The 15,772-nt window shown below is 66.7% G+C and carries 14 protein-coding genes; 6 read left to right on the forward strand and 8 right to left on the reverse strand.

Annotated features, from left to right (window positions below; genetic code table 11):
* Positions 1-136: 136 nt before the first annotated feature.
* The 3 genes from dctP to WG924_RS06770 all read right to left on the reverse strand — a co-directional run bounded on the left by dctP (position 137) and on the right by WG924_RS06770 (position 3,142).
* Positions 137-1,243, reverse strand: a complete 1,107-nt coding sequence (gene dctP, locus WG924_RS06760) for a TRAP transporter substrate-binding protein DctP (protein WP_345932235.1) — start codon at positions 1,241-1,243, stop codon at positions 137-139.
* A gap of 77 nt (positions 1,244-1,320) precedes the next feature.
* On the reverse strand, positions 1,321-2,646 hold the full coding sequence (locus tag WG924_RS06765; protein ID WP_345932236.1) for a TRAP transporter large permease: 1,326 nt from the start codon (positions 2,644-2,646) through the stop codon (positions 1,321-1,323).
* A 4-nt stretch (positions 2,647-2,650) separates the two neighbouring features.
* Positions 2,651-3,142 carry a TRAP transporter small permease subunit gene (locus WG924_RS06770; protein WP_345932277.1) on the reverse strand — a complete coding sequence of 164 codons (492 nt, stop codon included), beginning with the start codon at positions 3,140-3,142 and terminating at the stop codon, positions 2,651-2,653.
* Between the two features lie 455 nt (positions 3,143-3,597).
* On the opposite strand from WG924_RS06770, the gene WG924_RS06775 reads away from it, so the two are divergent.
* The 4 genes from WG924_RS06775 to WG924_RS06790 all read left to right on the forward strand — a co-directional run bounded on the left by WG924_RS06775 (position 3,598) and on the right by WG924_RS06790 (position 6,543).
* Positions 3,598-4,230 (forward strand): TetR/AcrR family transcriptional regulator, encoded by a 633-nt coding sequence (locus WG924_RS06775; RefSeq protein ID WP_345932237.1) that lies wholly within the window; start codon positions 3,598-3,600, stop codon positions 4,228-4,230.
* 6 nt (positions 4,231-4,236) lie between these two features.
* Complete coding sequence (locus tag WG924_RS06780) at positions 4,237-5,058, forward strand: AraC family transcriptional regulator (protein ID WP_345932238.1); 822 nt, start codon at positions 4,237-4,239, stop codon at positions 5,056-5,058.
* A gap of 166 nt (positions 5,059-5,224) precedes the next feature.
* Positions 5,225-5,758 (forward strand): O-methyltransferase, encoded by a 534-nt coding sequence (locus tag WG924_RS06785; RefSeq protein WP_345932239.1) that lies wholly within the window; start codon positions 5,225-5,227, stop codon positions 5,756-5,758.
* A 47-nt stretch (positions 5,759-5,805) separates the two neighbouring features.
* Positions 5,806-6,543, forward strand: a complete 738-nt coding sequence (locus WG924_RS06790; RefSeq protein WP_345932240.1) for a siderophore-interacting protein — start codon at positions 5,806-5,808, stop codon at positions 6,541-6,543.
* Between the two features lie 53 nt (positions 6,544-6,596).
* Here WG924_RS06790 and WG924_RS06795 read toward each other — a convergent pair whose 3' ends face one another.
* Complete coding sequence (locus WG924_RS06795; RefSeq protein WP_345932241.1) at positions 6,597-7,436, reverse strand: enoyl-CoA hydratase; 840 nt, start codon at positions 7,434-7,436, stop codon at positions 6,597-6,599.
* Positions 7,437-7,703: 267 nt separating this feature from the next.
* Entirely contained in the window at positions 7,704-10,136 is a 2,433-nt protein-coding gene (locus tag WG924_RS06800) for a penicillin acylase family protein (RefSeq protein WP_345932242.1), read from the reverse strand.
* Between the two features lie 225 nt (positions 10,137-10,361).
* On the opposite strand from WG924_RS06800, the gene WG924_RS06805 reads away from it, so the two are divergent.
* The gene (locus WG924_RS06805; protein ID WP_345932243.1) at positions 10,362-11,348 is read left to right on the forward strand and encodes a phytanoyl-CoA dioxygenase family protein; all 987 of its coding nucleotides are present in this window, start codon (positions 10,362-10,364) and stop codon (positions 11,346-11,348) included.
* A gap of 14 nt (positions 11,349-11,362) precedes the next feature.
* Positions 11,363-12,622, forward strand: coding sequence for an MFS transporter (locus WG924_RS06810; RefSeq protein ID WP_345932244.1), 1,260 nt, complete (start codon positions 11,363-11,365; stop codon positions 12,620-12,622).
* Between the two features lie 9 nt (positions 12,623-12,631).
* Here the strand turns inward: WG924_RS06810 and WG924_RS06815 are convergent, their stop codons facing one another.
* The 3 genes from WG924_RS06815 to speD are packed head-to-tail and all read right to left on the reverse strand — an operon-like array spanning position 12,632 to position 15,708.
* On the reverse strand, positions 12,632-14,062 hold the full coding sequence (locus WG924_RS06815; RefSeq protein ID WP_345932245.1) for an aminotransferase: 1,431 nt from the start codon (positions 14,060-14,062) through the stop codon (positions 12,632-12,634).
* Positions 14,059-15,288 carry a type III PLP-dependent enzyme domain-containing protein gene (locus tag WG924_RS06820; protein WP_345932246.1) on the reverse strand — a complete coding sequence of 410 codons (1,230 nt, stop codon included), beginning with the start codon at positions 15,286-15,288 and terminating at the stop codon, positions 14,059-14,061. The genes WG924_RS06815 and WG924_RS06820 overlap by 4 nt, the downstream gene beginning before the upstream one ends.
* A 9-nt stretch (positions 15,289-15,297) precedes the next feature.
* Positions 15,298-15,708 (reverse strand): adenosylmethionine decarboxylase, encoded by a 411-nt coding sequence (gene speD, locus WG924_RS06825; RefSeq protein WP_345932247.1) that lies wholly within the window; start codon positions 15,706-15,708, stop codon positions 15,298-15,300.
* Positions 15,709-15,772 lie beyond the last annotated feature (64 nt).

The raw sequence follows: 15,772 nt of genomic DNA on the forward strand, positions 1-15,772 counted from the left end.
GGACCTTGAAGACGCAGGCATCTGCACCCTTTCACATACGCGAAGAACCGGCGGCCCATCTGGTCCGGCCCCCCGATCGCAGCACGACCGGGGGGCCGGTGGGCAGCCGTTCAGATACCCCCGCGGGGGTGGCGTGTCAGCCCGCGCAGGACTTCAGCTTATCGACATCCGGCAGCGTCTTCAGGTTGCGTCCCATGGCGAATTCACCCGCCATGCCGCGCCATTCGGCATAATCGGCCATGAACGTCACCTGCGATGCGGCGATCCTGGCAAAGAGCGGATTGGCGCAGGCCTCCTCGACCAGAGCCTGATTGGAAATCTTCTGAAGCCGGGCGACGTCGGCATCGGGCAGTTGCACGACCTCGGTGCCGCTTTCCTTGAACTTGCGGACCGCGGCCACCGCGTCGTGCTCGAAATAGCCCAGCGACCAGGTCATGGTCGCGTCGGCCGCGATCTTCAGCTTCTCCTGAACGTCCTTGGGCAGCTTGTCCCAGAAGTCCTTGTTGATCATCACGCCGCTCATCGAACCCGGCTGATGCCAGCCCGGCGTCATCCAGTATTGCGTGACCTCCTGAAGCCCCATGCCGAAATCGACGCCCGGCCCCGAGAATTCGGCGGCATCGACCACGCCGCGCTCCAGCGCCTGATAGACCTCGCCGCCGGCGATCTGGGTCTGGGCGGCGCCCAGACGCTTCAGGATCTCGCCCTGCGCGCGACCCGACATGCGGATGCGCTTGCCGTTCATGTCGTCGAGGGTCGGGATCGGGCTCTTGGCGCGCAGGCCGGATTCCATCGACACCACGGCATAGGGCAGATAGACCATGCCGAACTTGCCATAGGCTTCCTGAAAGGCATCGAAGCCACCCCATTGCTGGGTCCACAGGATGTAATCGGCGGCGGTGAACAGCATCGGATAGCTGCCGAGCAGGCCGAAGGCCGAATCCTTGCCCGCCCAGTATCCGGGCCAGTCGGCCGAGGCATTGACCGTGTTGCTCTGCACGGCATCGAAGACCTGGGTGGAGGGCACCAGCGTGTTGCCCTCGAAGAACTGGATCTTCAGGTCATCGCCGGTCAGCTTGTTGGCGATCTCGACGAACTTCTTGTCGCCTTCGATCAGGTTGATGCCGCTGGTCCAGGTGGTGGTCATCTGCATGGTGGTCTGCGCCACGGCGGCGCCGGCCGAGAGGGTGAGCGCCGTTGCGCCGAGCAGCAGGCCGAGGCCGCGGCTGATGGTGGTCGACATGGGGTGTTTCCTCCGAGGCGTCCATTTGTTGTGGACTTGTTGTGGACGGCTTTATCGTTGGTGTCGGTGCGACGGCATCAGCCGATCCGGCCGGGTAGCCAGGTGACGACGCCGGGAAAGACGGCGCACAGCCCGATCACGCCAAGGATGATCAGCACGAAGGGCACGACGCCGCGATAGATATGCATGGTGGTGATGCCGGGGGGGGCCACGCCCTTCAGATAGAACAGTGCGTAGCCGACCGGCGGGGTGAGGAACGAGGTTTGCAGGCAGATCGCGATCATCATCACGAACCACAGCTTGTCGAAGCCAAGCGTGGCCGCGATCGGCAGGAAGATCGGGAAGCAGATCAGGATCACGCCCAGCCAGTCTAGGAACATGCCGGCGATGAACACCGCGAACATCAGCAGCGCGAAGGTGCCCCAGCGACCGATCTCCAGATCGGTAAAGAACGACTGGACCACGCCCATGCCACCGCCGGCGACGAAGATGCCGGTGAAGGCGGTGGCGCCGATGGCCACGAACATCACCATCGCGGTGGTGACACCGGTTTCCAGCACCGCGACCTTCAGCATCCGCAAGTTGAACCGGCCATAGGCGATGATGATCAGAAGCGCGATCAGGGCGCCGATCGATGCGGCCTCCGTGACCGTGGCGATGCCGGCGAAGATCGAGCCGAGCACGCCCAGGATCAGCAGCATGGTTGGCGCCACTTCCTTCAGCAGCATCAGCAGCAGGCGGCCGGTGGAGGTCTGCGCGCGTTCCTCAGGAGATACTGGTGGCCCGTATTCGGGGCGGATCCAGCACAGGATGCCGGCATAAAGCGCATAGCACACCGCCAGCAGCAGCCCGGGGACCAGGGCGGCCGCGAACAGCTTGCCAACCGAGAGTGAGGCATAACCGCCCATCACCACCAGCATGATGCTGGGCGGGATCAGGATGCCCAGGCTGCCGCCGGCGGCGATGGCGCCGGTGCTGGTTTCCTTGCGATAGCCATAGGCCATCATCGCCGGCAGGGCCAGCACACCCATCACCGCGAGCGACGCGCCGACCATGCCGGTGGTGGCGGCGAGCAGCACCGAGATGATGATGACCGCGAAATTCAGCCCGCCGGGGATGGGGCCGAACAGCAGGCGCAGGGTATGGAACAGCCGGTCGGTGATGCCGCTGTCGCTGAGCAGGCGCGCCATGAACACGAAGATCGGGATCGCGACCATCACATAGCTGTCGGCCAGGCCCCAGACCCGGTTGATGACGATGCCGAAGGCCTGGATGCCGGGGCCGATGGCGGCGAACAGCACGGCCAGCCCACCCAGCACGAAAGCGAGCGGATGGCCCAGCAGCAGGCCGGCCAGCAGGCCCGCGAACATCAGGATGGTGAAGAGTTCGGGTGAGAGCGTCATCGGATCAGCGCTGCCCGATCCGGGCAAGGCCCCGGCCGATACAGCGGATGAATTCCGCAATGCCCTGGATCAGCAGCAGCACGGTGCCGGCGAAGAACAGGGTCTTGATCGGATAGACCGGCAGCGCCGCGACACCGGGCGAGGTTTCATAGATCGCCCAGGATTTCAGCATGAAATCCCAGCTCCACAGCACCATCACCAAAGCGAAAGGAAAGAAGAACACCAGCCAGCCCAGCAGGTCCATGACCAGGCCCAGACGCGGGCCCGCATGCTCCCGCAGGATATCGACGCCGACATGGCCACCGCTGCGCATCAGGGTGTAGCCGCCCAGCAGCAGGAAATGCGCGGCATAGAGCTGGACGGTGGCATCGAAGGCCCACAGCGTCGCCCGTCCAGCCAGCAGCCGCAGTGCCACATCCATGATGGTCACCGCCACCATGACCGGCACCAGCCACACCGCCACCAGGGCGACCGCCGTGTTGAGACGGTCGGCCATCTTCAGCACGCTGCCGCCTCCGGCGGCCGGGCCTGCGCGCGGCACCGCGCTCATGCCGTCCCCGCATCGGCTGCGGGGGCCGCGATCACGATCTCCATCTGTTTCCTCCCGAACGATCCGCCCGTTTGCCGGGCTGTCCCCGGGGTTTCGTCGCCGGCCGGTCCGGATGTCACGCGCGGTCATCAATCCCTGCCAACCAGCAGGATCCTGACGCATACGGAAACCCGGGCGACCAAAAAGAAAACCCGTGGGTTTTCCATGGGTAATATCTGGTACGATGGAAGTCAAGCCGCAGGTCATATTCCGGCAGGCCGATGGCGTGCATGGCGATGCGGCAGCCATCGGCCGCACCCGTCCGCCCGTGATCGGGGGCTTTTGCGGCGCAAGACAGATGCTTGCCGGGCGCGTAGTATCCGGCGCGTCACAACCGGACAGGACAGGGAGACGACGCCGAGATGCGGGACGACGTTCGGGAGTTCAAACGCGCGCTGATCATCCGAATGGCGGCCGATCTGTTCTTCATCCAGGGCTATACGCGCACCAAGCTGGATGATCTGGCCGAACGGCTGTCGATGTCGAAGGCGTCGATCTATGACCACTTCACCGGCAAGACCCAGATCCTGTCGACGATCTGCGAACGGTCGGTCGAGATGTCGCTGGATCTGGTGCAGCGGGTGGCGGCGACGCCGCTGGATCCGGTGGGCAAGATCGCCGCGGTCGCCCATGGCTTCACCGGCGTGGTGCTGGACAATCAGCAGCACATCGCCATCCATGCCCGCGAGCAGAGCCATCTGCCGGATGACAGCCGCATCCGCATCAACGAGATGCAGCGCGCCTTCGACGGGATCCTGACCGGCATCATCGCCGACGGCATCGCCGATGGCAGCCTGCGTGTGGCGGATGTCCGTGTCACCGCGCTGGCGCTCGCCGGCATGATCATCTGGGCGCATAGCTGGTATCGCCCCGACGGCCGCATCGCGCCGGCCCGCATCGCCGAAGGCATGGTTCGCAATGCCCTCGCCATGGTCGGCGCCGAAGCCGAAGCGGAACAGGTGCTGGCGCAACTGCGATTTACCGGCCTGGTGTAAGCTCCGATGCCGTTCTATCGCTATCATGAGCATGATCCCGACGCGGATGATCGCGGCGATTTCTCTCTTGAGGATGTGCCACGCGCCGTTGCCGCCATGGGCGGCACCATGGTGACCACGGGAATGGAACTGGCTGTCCACGAACACAGCAAGGCCCAGCTTGTTCTGACCCTGCGGGGCATTGTGCGGTGCGAGGCCGATCGGAGTGTCTGGATCGTGCCGCCGCGTTGCGCTGTATGGATTCCGGGGCATGTGCCACATAGTGTGACTGTTGCCGGCGAGGTCGAGGTCTATTGCCTGTTTGTCGAGCCGGATGCGGCGCCGGGCATGCCCGGGCACTGCTGCACGCTGTCGATCCCGCCCTTGCTGGAGCACCTGCTGCTGCACGCGACCCGGATGCCGGTGTTGTATGATGTCGATGGCGCCGACGGCCGGATCGCCACGGTGCTGCTCGATCAGTTGTCGGCCGCGCCGGTCGAGATGCTGAATTTCCCGATGCCGACAGATCCCAGATTGCGGAAGGTCGCCGCCGCGATGATCGCCGACCCATCGGATCGGGCCACGATCGACGACTGGGGCCGACGCATGGCCGTCGCCCCGCGAACCCTGACCCGTGCTCTGAAACGCGAGACCGGTATGAGTTTCGGCCGCTGGCGTCAACAGCTTCATATTCTCATGGCATTGCAGCGCCTTGACAAAGGGGCGTCGGTTCAGGCCGTGGCGCTCGAACTTGGCTATGAGGGGGCGAGTGCCTTCGTCACCATGTTTCGCAAGGCGCTGGGCAAGCCGCCCGCCCGGTATCTGGCGGACCGCCGCATCGCGTCGTGACGGCAAGCCGGCGAATGGTTACGTGCATTCCGCGGCGCATTTTGACCAGAAATAGCAATAGGTTGTCCGATTTGCGGAATGTGGTCAGGACGGCGATCACATATTCTGTCCGCCACAACGTTTGCGTCTGTCGAATGGGCCGACGCGATCCAGGAAGCCGACGAACATGGACCAACTCAGCAGCGGAGCCGGCAACTTCCTGAGCGTGTCTCCGGAATTCGGCCAGTATCTCTATATGTGCGCGCGTGGCTGCAAGGCCCGGCATATCGTGGAATTTGGCTCATCGCTGGGCATTTCCGCGATCGATATGGCGGCGGCATTGCGCGATATGGGCGGCGGGCATCTGATCGCGACCGATCTTGAACCTGGCAAGGTCGAGCGGGCGCGGGCGAATGTCGCGGCCGCGGGAGTGGGTGATCTTGTCGCGTTTCGGGTCGGCGACGCGCGCGACACGCTGGCATCCGATATCGGCGGCAGGATCGACATGGTGATGCTCGACGGTGCCTTCACCCTCTATCTTCCCATTCTCAAGTTGCTTGAACCGCATCTGGCATCCGGCGCGATGATCATTGGCGAGAACGTGTTCGCTGAAGCCGGTGGTTATCTCGACTATGTGCGGGACCCGGGGAATGGCTATCTCTCACTGCCGGTGCCGTTCGCGTCGTGGCGCGGCAATGAGATCACGGTCAGGACGATGTGACCGGCATGGACCGCAACGGCGACGTATCGGCTACAAGGAGCGGGACTTTGACCCAGACAGACCAGCCGCCACCCGCCGCGCCGGGGCGCGTGACACGGACATTGATCCGGTGGCTGATGCGCCCGGCGCGCATCGCCGCTGTCGAAACGCTGGCGCCGCGCTTCCGGCTGGTCGATCTTGAGGGCGACGCGCTGAAGGGCGTCGTCTGGGCCGCGGGCCAGAAGATTCAGGTCGCGATGGGGTCTGGCCTCAGTGCGCGGACCTACACGCCGATGTCGTGGGATGCGGTGCGCGGCCGGACGCGCATCCTGGCATTCAGCCATGGCGATGGCCCCGGCAGCCGCTGGGCGGATGGCCTGCGCGATGGCGATAGCTGCCACATCCTCGGTCCGCGCCGTTCGCTCGACCTGTCGGGCCTGGGCGCGCCAGTGGTTCTGTTCGGCGATGAAACCTCGTTCGGACTGTCGGCGGCGGTCGGCGACAGCCCATGGGCCGGTGGCGCGCGCCATCTGTTCGAGGTCTCGGACGTCGCCGCATCGCGGCAGGTGCTGGACGCCACGGGCCTCGGCCATGCCATGGTGGTCGGCCGCGCCGTCGACGACACCCATCTGGCCGTGATCGAGGCCGAGATCCTGCGGCTTGCCGCGCGCGGCGCCCATGTCGTGCTGACCGGCGGGGCATCATCGATCCAGCGCCTGAGCCGCGCCCTGAAAGCCGTTGGCGTGACATCGTCGCGGATCACCGCCAAGGCCTATTGGGCACCGGGCAAGGTGGGGCTGGATTAGAGCCCGACCTTGCCGCGCCATGCCGCCTGATGACGGCGTATATGATGGCCGGATCAGCGCCCGGTGAAGGCCGGCGCGCGCTTCTCGACGAAATGGTTGACGCCCTCGCGGAAGTCCTCGGTGTGGAAGCTGTCCTCCATCGCCCGGTTGGCGTCGTTCCAGGCCTCGGCCAGTGACTGGAACATGCCGGTGTGGACCTGCCGCTTGATCACACCGATCGAGCGCGGCGACGAGGCGGTGATCAGGTCGCGGGCATAGCCGGTGACCGCGTCGAGGAAGCCCTCGGCCGGCAGGCGGCGGACCAGACCCAGGCGCTCGGCCTCGGCGGCATCGACCAGACGGCCCGAGAACAGCAGGTCGAGCGCGTTCATGTTGCCGATCAGCCGCGGCAGCATCCACGAACTGCCATGTTCCGCGATCAGGCCGCGGCGGGCGAAGGCAGTGGTCAGACGCGCGCCCTCGGCCATGAAGCGCAGATCGGTGAACAGCACCATGCACAGCCCGATGCCGGCCAGCGGTCCGTTGATCGCGGCGATGATCGGCTTGCTGATCTTCAGCATGTAGCTGAATTTCTGGTCGAAATCATCAGACGGCGTGGCCTCCGCCGCCTCACGCGGGGCGGCGCTGCCCTGGTTGGCGACCGCGCCGCTGAGCAGGCCCATATCGGCGCCGGCGCAGAAGCCACGGCCGGCGCCGGTGATGACGATGGCGCGCACGGCATCATCGGCTTCGGCACGCAGCAGCGCGTCGCGCATCTCGTCTTCCATCACCTGGGTCCAGGCGTTCAATCGATCGGGCCGGTTCAGGGTGATCGTTGCGACCCGGTCGGCCACGTCGTAAAGGATATCGCTATAGGCGGCGGTCTGGCTGGCGGTCGTTTGTGTCGCGGGCATGGGGGAGGCTTTCCTCTCGGGCTCCGATCGGCAGGTGGTGAAGTCAAACGGCAATCGAAACGGCGGAAGACAAGAACCGGGAGGGTCAGTGCACGGATGATTGCGGCCTGACCAGATCACCTGAAAGATCTGGAACAGTGTTTGGAACATAGAAGGATTGATCATGGGCCGGTGCATGACCCAGCCATGGTCTGGCGGCGCTGTTGCTTTTTCTAGGCGGACATGTCCGCACTTGGCGATGAAAGTCTACGATACATGCGGATGTCGTCAAGGCGCTTGCGGTGTCGGCACGAGATGAATGACCAGATCGGTTGCCGCATCCACCGCCGCCCGGCTGTAGAGCAGGGGTAGAAGCGACGCCTCCGCCCAGGCCCCGGCATGGTCGGCGTAATGCGCCGAGGCCGGATCGCCCGACTGGCCGGGGGCATTGACGAAGCGGCTGGCATCCCAGTTGCCGACATCGGCGACCATGCGGAAGGACGCGCCGATGATCAGCCGTCCATCGGGGCGATAGGTCGTGTTCATCACCGTGGCGCCCGATCCGCCGACCGGCAGCGGCCCGATATCCAGGCGGTCGGCGCCCATCGCGGCCGTCGCCCCGATGCGCGACATCGGGTGTTCGAAATGGCCGTGATGGACGCATCCCCAGTCCCAGGCGGCGGTGTCGGCGCCGAAACGGTCGCGGCATTCGGCGACGGCGGCACCCAGTGTCGGCAGCAGGCAGGCGTCACGGCATCTGGCGTCACCATCGATACGGTCGAGCAGCGTTTCCGGGTCGCCGGGCTCGATCAATTGCCGCAGCACCGGGTCGGCGGTGGCGCGGTCGAGCAGGGCCGGGCGCAGATGCCGCTGCCACCAGATCTCGAACACCAGCGCCGCCGGCGTGGCCAGGGTCAGCCGATGATCCCAGACTGTCAGTAGATCCAGGCCCAGGCGGGTGTCGGCATCGACCGCGCCCGCCGCCGCGGCGGCGGCGGCCGGCAGGTGGCGGCAGATGCGCGTCGCCGGCTCGGACCAGACATCGCCCTGAAGGGCTGCGGCCGTGTCGACATCCCGCGCGGCATCGGCCGACAGGATATGGCGGATGCGGGTTGCCCTGAACGGCTCCAGCCATTCAAAGCCGAATCCCCGCTCGCGCGCCGGGCCGTCTGGCAGGTTCATCTCGTTGGCGGTGGCGACGAAGCCCGCCTTCGGATCGAAGCTGCGCGGCAGATCCGCCGGATCATGAAAGCCCAACCAGTCGTAACGACCATCGCCGGGCACCGGCAGCAACCCGTCGGAGGCCGGCCGCACCGGCAGTTTCGCGGCAACGATCCAGGCGATGCGGCCATCGATATCGGCATAGACATGATTGGTCGACGGCACCGACCAGCTTGCCAGTGCGGCGGCATAGTCTTCGGGGCCGCGGGCATGGCGATAGCCAAGGCTGGCCAGATAGGGCGCGCTGCCCGGCTCCGACCAGACGGTGCGCACGGCGAAGGCGCGGTGACGCGGACCGTCTTCAAAGATCACCGGGCCGTGGGCTGTGAAACGCAGAGCGACCGCCTCGGCCGGGTAGCCACGCACGGGGATGGTCTCGCGCACCACCGTCATCCGCGCCCAGTCGTCGCCGCGCCGATAGAGGTCGGGGTCGGTGGCACTGGTCTCGCAGACGAACAGATCTTCCTGATCTGCCGGGAAGATGGTCAGCGCGAAGGCTGAATAGCCATTGTGGCCGATGGCGATGCCCGGCATCGCCGGTTCGCCGGCGCCGATGATGTCGAGCCCCGGCGCCGTCAGATGGGCGACATAGCGGAGCGACGGCAGGCCATAGGCGCGATGCGGGTCGCTGGCCAGCAACGGCCGGCCGGTGGCGGTGCGATGGCCGGCGACCGCCCAGTTGTTCGACCCTTCGACCGTGGGGATCGGCAAGCCATGGGGCACGGAAACCACCTCGCCCAGGGCATCGACCCGCGACCAGCGTTCGGCCTGATCGGGGGTTGCCGCCAGCCGTTCGGCGTCGAAGGTGACTGGTGCCGTCGCCAGCAGAAACGCATCCAGCACCCGGGGTCCGATATCCTGCGGGTCCAGCCCGTCGGGCACGACGATATCATGGGCGGGGGCGATCGAGCGGCGGGCAAGGTCGATGGCCAGCGCCGCAGCATCGTCGGTGGCGGCGCCCGCATCCCCGGTCAGCCGCCGGGCGCGACCCAGCAGCCGGGCCCGCATCACCTCGGATGTCAGATTGCGGACCAGGGCATGGCTGCGGATGCGAACCACATCCTCAGGCGTCCAGCGCGCCGGGCGGGTGTCTGTGACCCCGAATTCCGGCGGCAGCAGCGACGGGTCGGCGGCGGTCAAGGCGACATAGGCATTGATGCCATCGGTGAAGGCGGTCACGATCTGGCGAAGCCCGGCCACCCCATAGGCGGCCCATTCGGCGGCCATGTCGCCGCGATACAGAAACAGCCGCGCCGCCCGGTCCTGCGCCAGATAGCCGGGGCCGAAATCGGCGGCCAGCAGGCCCAGCCCGCGCTTGCGCCAGATGTCGATCTGCCACAACCGGTCGCGGGCGGCGTTGAAGCCCTGGACCATGAAGGCGTCGCGTTCCGATGACGCCCGGATATGCGGCACGCCATGCCGGTCGACGCGGATCTCTGCCGGCGCATCCAGCCCGGGCAGCGGAACGGTGGCGGGAAGCTGGCGGCGTGGCAGGGGCATCGGGCTTGCATCCTCGGGTACGGCCTCAGGCACGGGCGGTTCGGTGGCGTCGAGTGGCGCATATCAGGGCAGGTTCCGTCAACCGGTCTGGCCGAACCATAACTAATAGTTGAATAACATGGTATTTTGTGCTGTCATCGGCGCGAAATCAATCGCCTGAGACATCGTTCGAACGCCACCGGGCCTGCCGCCGGCGGGCCCCTTTCCGGAACGGGATGCAAGACGATGGATGCAGAGACGACAGACCGGCCAGCGCCATTGGCGCGCGCCGCGGCGGATATCCCGCCGGCCGATCAGGCACCCGATCGCGTGCTGGTCAACCCGATCCCGCTGACCGCCGATGACATCGCGGGATTTCGCGACAAGGGTTATATCAGGCTGCGCGGTCTGCTGACGCCGGACTGCACCGAGGCGCTGCGCGCCCAGGCGCTGGAAACCGTGGTTGCCGCCCGCGATATCGGCGCCACCTATGGCGACACCTTCCGGCGCCTGACCTATGCGCTGGGCGAGACCGCGATCTTCAAGGCGGTCTATACCGCCCGCGCCTTCCGCAAGACCCTGGGCACGCTGACCGGCACAAGGCTGATCATGACCGAGGCACAGGGCTTCGAACTGAACAGCGAGCGCAACGGCTTTCCGTGGCATTACGGCTCGCTGTCGTTCCGCTTCATACGGCCGCAGGATATGGGCTACAGCATCTGGATTCCGCTCGACCCGATCGACCCGGCGGGGCAGGGCGGGGGCATGGCCTATATCCCCGAGACGCTGTTCTCGGCGCGCGGCAATTTCCAGATGTCGAGCCTGCTGTCGGCGCGCCTGATCGCGGGGGAGCCGATCGAGGATATCTCGGCGGCGCTGTTCAAGGTGTATGACGAGAACAGCATCTTGATGACCGAGCTGTTCGAGGCCCATAAGGACGAGGATGCCTTCGACGTGGGCGACGCCTTTCTGTTCAACAAGAATGTCTGGCATCGCAGCAGCCCGTTGAAACCCGGCCCGATGGCCTCGCGTCTGGCGGTGAACATGCGCTTCATCGACTGGCGCGCGCGGCTCGACAAGGTGATGTTCGAAGGCGAGGCCGCGACCGGCGGCGGGGTCGGCATGGGCGCCAATTGGGGCGTGCAGAAACAGACCACCTATGGCGCGCAATTCGTCGACATCGATCATGGTGATGAAATCCGGGATTCCCGCTATTGCGGCATGATCATCTGATGCGGCGGGGGCCCATGGTCATCGCGCTGGTGTTTCTGCCCTTCATGACCGCCTATCTGCTGTCCGAGATGTTTCGCAACGTCAACGGCGTGGTCGGACGGATCCTGCGGGCCGAACTCGGCATCGGGCCTGAGCAACTGGGATTGCTGACCGCGGTGTTCCTGGCGGCCATCGCCGGATCGCAGATCTTCGTCGGCGTGGCGCTGGACCGCTATGGCCCCAGGCGTGTGGTCGGCGGCCTGATGTTGATCGCCGCCGCCGGCGCGGTGCTGTTCGCCGCCGATGATTTCGGCCGCATGGTGGCCGGCCGGTTTCTGATCGGGCTGGGCATGGCCGCGTGCTGGGCGGCGGCGTTCAAGGCGAACGCCACATGGTTCCGGCCGGAACGCCTGGCCCTGGCCAACAGCGCCACGCTGGGTCTGGCGGGGCTGGGGGCGCTGGCCGCCACCCTGCCCACCGAATTGATCATCGCCCGGACCCATTGGCACAATGTGTTCCTCGGCCTGGCGGTCGTCGCGGTGGTGCTGGCGGCGGTGATCTGGCTGGTGGTGCCGGAGCCGGGCCAGGAAACCGCGCCCGACGCCACCGACCATGCCTCGATCGGCGATGCCTTCCGCGGCCTGCTGGCCATCGCCACCAGCCGGGTGTTCTGGAAGATCGGGCCGGTCTCGTTTCTGGCGCAAGGCGTGTGGCTGGCCTATCAGGGCCTGTGGGCGGGGGCGTGGATGGCGGATGTCGACCGGCTGGCGCCGGTGCCGGCGGCCACCACCCTGATGTGGCTGGCCATGGCGATCGTGGCCGGGCAATTGGGTTTCGGCCTGATCGCCGACCGCCTGCAACGCCGCGGCATCAGCCTGTGGACCACCATGGCCGTCACCACCACCGGCTTCGTCGTGGTTCAGGCGATGCTGCTGGTGGCACCGTCGCCCGGCGTGTCACGCGCGCTGTGGATTGCCTATGGCCTGTTCACCGCCGGGCCGATCTTCACCTATGCGCTGCTGTCGCTGGCGCTGCCACCGGCCCTGTCGGGGCGGGCGATCAGCCTTCTGAACCTGTTCGCCACCCTGGCCGGCTTCGTCCTGCAATATGGGGTGGGCGTGATCATCGAAGGCTGGGCGCCGCTGGCCGATGGGCACTACCCGACCGACGCCCACCGCACCGCGCTGGGCGTGATGGTGGCCATGCAGGGCGTGGCGCTGGTGTGGATGCTGTGGCCTGGATGGCGGCCGCAGCCGGCGGCAAGGCGGCCGCAGCCGGTGGCCAGGCGGCGCTGAGCCCCGCCCTCAGGCGCTGGCGCGGCGTTCGGCCGCCACCTCGGCCATCGCCTGTTCGATGCCGGCGCGCAGGATGTCGACCATGCGGTCGATCTGGGCCTCGGTGATGATCAGCGGTGGCGACATCACGCACATGTTATAGACCGGCCGCACCAGCAGCCCCATGCGCTGGCAATGCCGGTCGACGCGCAGGGTGAAGGCATAATCGCGGTCCTCGTGCGGGTGGGCCGCATCCAGCGTGCATTCCACGCCGGCCATCAGCCCGATCACCCGCACCTCGGCCACCACCGGCAGGTCTGCCAGCGCCCGTAGGCGGGCCGAGAAATGCGGCATCACCCGGCGGACATGGGCCAGCAGCCCGTCCCGCTCGATCACGTCCAGATTGGCCAGCGCCGCCGCTGCCGCCACCGGGTGGCCCGAATAGGTGAAGCCGCTGAAGAATACCCGCGCATCGCCACCGGCCCCGGCGATGTCGCGCAGCAGCCGGTCGGAGATCAGCAGCGCGCCCATCGGCACATAGCCCGATGTCAGCCCCTTCGCCAGCGTGATCATGTCGGGCCGGATGCCGAACACGGCTTCCGACGCGAACAGATGGCCAAGGCGCCCGAAGGCGGTGACCACCTCGTCCGAGATATAGAGCACGTCATGGCGCCGGCAGACGTCGAGGCACCGGCGGTGGTAATCATCGGGCGGGATGATCACCCCGCCCGATGCCAGAACCGGTTCGGCGATGAAGGCCGCCACCCGGTCGGCGCCAAGTTCAAGGATCTTCGCTTCAAGCTCCGCCACCCGCGCATCGCAGAACGCGTCGACCGACATGCCGGCGGGGCGCAGCAGCGGCTTTGGACAGGACAGCAGATGAACGCCGTCGGGCATGTCCATATGGCGCTTTTCCGACAGCTTGCCCGAACAGCCGGCGGCAAGATGGGTGCTGCCGTGATAGCCGCCGATGCGCGCGATCACCTGTTTCTTCTGCGGGCGGCCCATCAGATTGTTGTAGAAGAAGGCGAAGCGCAGCGCCGAATCCACCGCCGTCGATCCGCCGGTGGTGAAGAAGACATGATCCAGGTCGCCGGGCGCCGCCGCCGCAAGCCGCGCCGCCAGCCGGGCCGGGGCTTCGGCACTCACCGCCCAGGGTGAGAAATAGCCCAGCGTCATGGCCTGCCCTGCGATGGCATCGGCGATTTCGCGCCGGCCATGGCCGATATTCACGCACCACATGCCGCCGGGGCCGTCGATCATCCGGTTGCCGTCGGTGTCGATCAGGTGAATGCCCTCGCCCCGGGCGATGATGGTGCGCCGGTTGCCACCCAGCGCGCCCAGATCCTCCCAGGGGTGAACGAAGATGTTGTCCTGTTGCTGAAGCCGGCCGGTGGCGCCGTCGGCCATATCCGGCGCCGGCGCGGGGGCTGTGGCGGAGCGGGCATTGATCGGGGTCATCGCGGGGGCGTGCTCCTGCTGCGAAGGCCGGGCGGCAGGTCGTCGTCGATCCGCACCCAGCGATCGGGGTGGAAGCCGTTGAAGGCGGTGATCATGGCATTGCTATAGGCGCCGGCCAGGCCGAATTCGATCCAGTCGCCCTCGCGCAGATCCGCAGGCAGATCCAGGCGCATCGGCAGAATGTCCAGGCTGTCGCAGGTGGGGCCGGAAATCGCCCAGGACCGGGTGGCGGCCGATGACGGCGGTGCGCCGTCGATGCGGATCACGGCGGCCGGATAGACCACACTTTCATTCGAGATCTGCATTTCCTTCAGGCTGCCATAGATGCCGTCATTCAGGAAAACCAGATCGTCCTTGATCAGGATCACCTGAACCACGATCGACTGGCCTTCGGCGACCAGCGCGCGGCCGGGTTCGCACAGCAGCACGCAGTCGGGCGGCAGCGGTGCTGTGGCGGCGGCGGCGGCGATCGCGGTGAAGAAGCTGTCCAGCGGTTCCGGCGACAGGCCCGGATAGGCGGTGGGAAAGCCGCCGCCGACATCCAGGCTGGCGATCGATACCCCGGCATCGGCTGCAAGCTGTGCCGCCGTGGCGATGGCCGCGCCATAGGCATCGGGGTGCCGGCACAGCGAGCCGACATTGAAGGCAAGCCCCGGCCGCAGCCCGGCATCGGCCACCCGCTTCAGCAGGCGCCGGCATTCCTCGGGCGTGGCGCCGAACTTGCTCGACAGCTCATAGACCGAACGCGGATCGAAGGCCTTCATCCGGATGTGAATGCGGGTATCGGCATCGGCGAAGCGCAGCAGCCGGTCGAGCTCGCTTGCGTGATCGGCCACGAAGTCGCGCACGCCATGGCGGGTGAAGGCGGCCTCGGCGGCGCCGGTCAGCTTGGCGGGTGCCATGAAATAGCAGCGGGCATCGGGAAACAGGCCGTCGATCAGCGCGATTTCGGTAAGCGACGCGGTGTCGAAATGCCGGATGCCGGCGGCGTAAAGCGCGCGCAGCACCTCGGGCTGCGGGTTGGCCTTCACGGCATAGAGCACATGACCGCCAAATCCGCTGACGAAACGCTGGCCCGCCGCATGCAGCAGGGCTGGATACAGGCAATAGACCGGCTCCACCGGCCGGCATGCCTGCACCATATGGGCGGCGGTGGCAAAGCCATCCAGCGCCGCCGCGGTGCCGGGCGCCGGGCGGGGGCTGACGGGTCGGGCTGATCCGGTCATCAGGTCACCTCAGGTCGCGGCGATCAGGGCGTCGGCCGATGTGGGCGCGCCGCGGAAATGCTCGGTGATGCCGGTCTGCGCCGGATGAAAGGCGCGCTGCAGCGATGCCACGGCCAGATGCGGATCGGCCTTGCCGCAGACGAAGACATCCACCGCCGCATAACCGAATTCAGGCCAGGAATGGATGCTGATATGGGATTCGGCCAGCATGATGATGCCGGTGACGCCCAATCCGTGGCCGAAATGGTGGACGGAACTGCCAAGCGCGGTGGCGCCCGCATCGCGGGCCGCGCGGGCAAGGGCGCGCTCGACATAGACCGGATCGTCGACATGCCGGCAGCCCCAGAATTCGGCCAGAACGTGCCGGCCAAGAAAGCGGGGGCCGGGCTGGCCGGTCTCCGCGTCTGCGTGTGGTGACATCGCTGGTCTCTCCATCCATGGCCCCTGGCCTGGACGCTGTGCCGGCGCGCCGGCACAGCGTCCA

This window comes from Tistrella arctica (genome assembly GCF_039630945.1).
GTDB classification, from domain to species: Bacteria; Pseudomonadota; Alphaproteobacteria; order Tistrellales; family Tistrellaceae; genus Tistrella; species Tistrella bauzanensis.

Excerpts from the sequence above, each read along its gene's own strand:
- dctP (WP_345932235.1), bottom strand. The coding sequence starts at position 1,243 with ATGTCGACCACCATCAGCCGCGGCCTCGGCCTGCTGCTCGGCGCAACG.
- WG924_RS06765 (WP_345932236.1), bottom strand. The coding sequence starts at position 2,646 with ATGACGCTCTCACCCGAACTCTTCACCATCCTGATGTTCGCGGGCCTG.
- WG924_RS06770 (WP_345932277.1), bottom strand. The coding sequence starts at position 3,142 with ATGGCCGACCGTCTCAACACGGCGGTCGCCCTGGTGGCGGTGTGGCTG.
- WG924_RS06775 (WP_345932237.1), top strand. The coding sequence starts at position 3,598 with ATGCGGGACGACGTTCGGGAGTTCAAACGCGCGCTGATCATCCGAATG.
- WG924_RS06780 (WP_345932238.1), top strand. The coding sequence starts at position 4,237 with ATGCCGTTCTATCGCTATCATGAGCATGATCCCGACGCGGATGATCGC.
- WG924_RS06785 (WP_345932239.1), top strand. The coding sequence starts at position 5,225 with ATGGACCAACTCAGCAGCGGAGCCGGCAACTTCCTGAGCGTGTCTCCG.
- WG924_RS06795 (WP_345932241.1), bottom strand. The coding sequence starts at position 7,436 with ATGCCCGCGACACAAACGACCGCCAGCCAGACCGCCGCCTATAGCGAT.
- WG924_RS06800 (WP_345932242.1), bottom strand. The coding sequence starts at position 10,136 with ATGCCCCTGCCACGCCGCCAGCTTCCCGCCACCGTTCCGCTGCCCGGG.
- WG924_RS06805 (WP_345932243.1), top strand. The coding sequence starts at position 10,362 with ATGGATGCAGAGACGACAGACCGGCCAGCGCCATTGGCGCGCGCCGCG.
- WG924_RS06810 (WP_345932244.1), top strand. The coding sequence starts at position 11,363 with ATGGTCATCGCGCTGGTGTTTCTGCCCTTCATGACCGCCTATCTGCTG.
- WG924_RS06815 (WP_345932245.1), bottom strand. The coding sequence starts at position 14,062 with ATGACCCCGATCAATGCCCGCTCCGCCACAGCCCCCGCGCCGGCGCCG.
- WG924_RS06820 (WP_345932246.1), bottom strand. The coding sequence starts at position 15,288 with ATGACCGGATCAGCCCGACCCGTCAGCCCCCGCCCGGCGCCCGGCACC.
- speD (WP_345932247.1), bottom strand. The coding sequence starts at position 15,708 with ATGTCACCACACGCAGACGCGGAGACCGGCCAGCCCGGCCCCCGCTTT.